Source organism: Haloimpatiens lingqiaonensis (assembly GCF_901447495.1).
GTDB lineage: Bacteria > Bacillota > Clostridia > Clostridiales > Clostridiaceae > Haloimpatiens > Haloimpatiens lingqiaonensis.
In genome coordinates this window covers 1-2,925 of sequence record NZ_CABDWS010000145.1, presented here as the reverse complement: position 1 = coordinate 2,925, position 2,925 = coordinate 1, and the positions used below count along the sequence as shown (strand labels likewise).

3 protein-coding genes and 1 pseudogene are annotated in these 2,925 nt (G+C 30.8%); 2 read left to right on the top strand and 2 right to left on the bottom strand.

The features are described 5' to 3' along the window. Window positions 1-449 (top strand): annotated as a pseudogene (locus FGK85_RS14930) (ISLre2 family transposase); the annotation flags it as partial. Between the two features lie 551 nt (window positions 450-1,000). On the opposite strand, the gene FGK85_RS14925 reads toward FGK85_RS14930, so the two are convergent. Both FGK85_RS14925 and FGK85_RS14920 read right to left on the bottom strand, forming a co-directional pair. Further along, window positions 1,001-1,882 carry an IS3 family transposase gene (locus tag FGK85_RS14925; protein ID WP_279232928.1) on the bottom strand — a complete coding sequence of 294 codons (882 nt, stop codon included), beginning with the start codon at window positions 1,880-1,882 and terminating at the stop codon, window positions 1,001-1,003. 8 nt (window positions 1,883-1,890) lie between these two features. Next, a complete protein-coding gene (locus FGK85_RS14920) occupies window positions 1,891-2,184 on the bottom strand; it encodes a transposase (protein WP_138207922.1) in 294 nt (97 codons plus the stop codon). Window positions 2,185-2,587: 403 nt separating this feature from the next. Between FGK85_RS14920 and FGK85_RS14915 the strand changes: the two genes are divergently transcribed. Next, the coding region (locus FGK85_RS14915; protein ID WP_138207920.1) for an IS110 family transposase at window positions 2,588-2,925 on the top strand (338 nt) is incomplete at its 3' end.

The window sequence follows — 2,925 nt, the reverse complement described above, 5'->3', positions numbered from 1 at the left end:
TTGATAACAAGATAGGATTAAAGCCATATCAGCTAAGGGAAGAAATAAAAATGCCGAAGGCTCCAGAAGGATTAGAATACAGAAATTTAGGTACAATGGAGCACAATATATGTGATGTATTAGCTCAAAGAATGAAGGGAAGAAAAATGAGTTGGTCTATTAAAGGTGCCAATAATTTAGCTAAAATACTAGCTGAAAAAGCAAGTAAAAGAATATACAATGTGATAAATGAGGTTTGTTCAGGAGTTGTTTCAGATGATAAATTAGAAACAATAACAGAGATGATTACATTAACAGCAGCTGATGTAAATAAGAAGGTAAAGAAAAGTAAGTATTATCCTATACAACAAGCAAGAATACCATTTACAGGCTGCGCCATGACTAATGGAAGAAAAGCTATACAAAGCTTTTTCAAAGAAAAAAAATTTAGTGAACTTATTTATAGATAGTTTTAAAATTTTAAATAAAAAGTTAACGGGATAAGTGCGCCCTTTCGGGCTGCGGGCGAAGCCCTTTTGGAATAAAATTTTCAACTGAATTTATAATGGAAAAATTAAGAAATAAAATTGCCCACTTTAACTTGACACAAACAAGTAAGAAGTGACAATTGACAATTGAGAATTAAGTAAGAAGTAAGAGAGTAGGTACTAGGTGCTTGGTGCTAGGTACTAGGAAAGGAGGATTTTCCTCCACTGCGTTACGGAAAATCTTTAATTAAATAAATATATTAGTAAAACAAGCTATAATTATTTAAATAAATGGAGTAGTTATAGCTTTTCTTTTTAGGGGATTAAAAAATTTTTTATTGGCGGCAGCCAGACTAAATATGTAGGTATGATTAGGACTTATATATAAGAATATATAATTTTAATTGTTAGGTGAATAGAAACTTGTAGATAAATAATGGGGAATAGGTAACAAAGTAATAAGTAAGAGTGAAAAAGTAAGAACCAATAGCGGATTGCTCCCTCAATTATCAACATTTTCTAACCAATACTAACTAATTCATAGTTTTTCTTATAAATTCATTTGGACTCATATAATCTAAGCTACCATGAATTCTTTCATCATTATAAAACTTTATGTAATCATTAATTAGCATATAGCCATGGGTAAAGTCTCTAATTTCATTCCAAGTTATGCATTCCTTTTCAAGTAAGGCGTGAAAGGATTCTATATGAGCATTATAGTTAGGTGAGTTTGTTGGTATAAGCTCATGATATATGTTGTTAGTTTTACAGAAATGTTCAAATTTTACAGAGGTAAATTGTGGACCATTATCACTTCTTAGAACTATATTTCTAGTAACATTATTTTCTTTTAATGCCCTTTGTATAGCTACTAAAGCGTCATTTGTAGTTGCAGTTTTAGTTATTTCCTTACCTACTAGTTTTCTAGTGTAGACATCTATAATGTCTGTTAACATTATAAACTGCCCATTAATTGCTCTTACATATTTTATATCTATTTGCCATAGTTGATTCATTCCCGTTAATTCTCTTGCTATGGCTAAATGGCCTTGCTTTGTATGTTTAACATATGGTAGAAGTAAACCTAGTTTTTTAGACAATCTATACACTTTCTTAGCATTAATTCTTAATCCATGTTTCTTACGAAGAATTTTAGTGATTTTCCTATATCCATAGAAAGGATATTTTTCACATGCTTCATGTAAGAGTGTTTCAATAACTGAATCATCTACTATGCAATTATTTATACCATATGAATACCCAGGTATGGGTCTCCCGACCTTAGCCGTAGGCGTACTTTCATCTCTTTGAGCCTTTTTTCTAGGATAACAAGAAGTTCTTGATATTTGGAGCAATTTACATGCTCTAGCTAACTTAAGCCCTTTTTCACTATATTCTTTTGCTAATGATATTTTATCAGCTATTTCAGGTATTTCTTTTTTTTTAATAAATCCTGTAACATATCAAGTTCTAACTCTTTTTTACCTAAAAGCTCTTTAAGCTTTCTATTTTCATCCGCTAAGGCTTTTTCCTTAGCGGTAGCTTTATAATCTTCTGGTTCAGTAGCATTTATTACAGCAAGCTGTTTTTTAAATGTACTAAGTGTAGATGATGATATTCCATGTTTCTTACAAACTTGAGCATTAGTTAAACCGATATTTAATTCTTCTATCATTCCTATCTTTTCTTCTAAAGTATATTTTCTTCTACTCATATCTTCTAACCTTGTATAATGTAGTCATAACATTCAATAGAAAACTATCTATATTACCTACGAACATTATAACTGATTTTTTTCTATTATTCGTAATTTCTTTACCCGATAGGGTGCATGTTTCTACTCTAACTTAGTTTTCTATTTTCCCTTAACGGGAAACCAAATTAGTTAATATTGATGTATAATATCTCTTGAATAGAAGATAGATGTTTCTTACCAGGGAAGTGACTCTATCGAGTCATTATTACCCGTAGAAGAGAGTATCATTCCATCAGTGAGAATTCTGTGTTTAGCTGGTTAGGTTTCCCTTGGGGAATTACCTGTGTCACAAACAAGGTTACAAAATTACTGATAGAAATGGAATACCTATTCTATCTCATAAGTAAAGGAGATAATATATATGAGTAAATTTTTTTATAGACCAACAGTTGGAATTGATGTATCAGCAGACTTCTCAGTGGTTGCTATACTAGCCCCTGACGGTGAAATTTATAGAAAGCCTTTTAAGATTATGCATAGCAGGAATGGTTTTGATTACATAGTAGATCAAATTAAAAAAGCGGAAGAAGAGTTTAACATGAAAACCGCCATTTTCATGGAATCTACTGGTATATACCATCTTACTCTTTTCCACTTTCTTAAAGATACATTTGAAGTATGTATCCTTAATCCACTCATTACTAATTGTAACAAGAATGGTGACATAAGAAAAGTGAAAAATGATAAAAAAGATGCATT

Excerpts from the sequence above, each read along its gene's own strand:
- FGK85_RS14920 (WP_138207922.1), bottom strand. The coding sequence starts at position 2,184 with ATGAGTAGAAGAAAATATACTTTAGAAGAAAAGATAGGAATGATAGAA.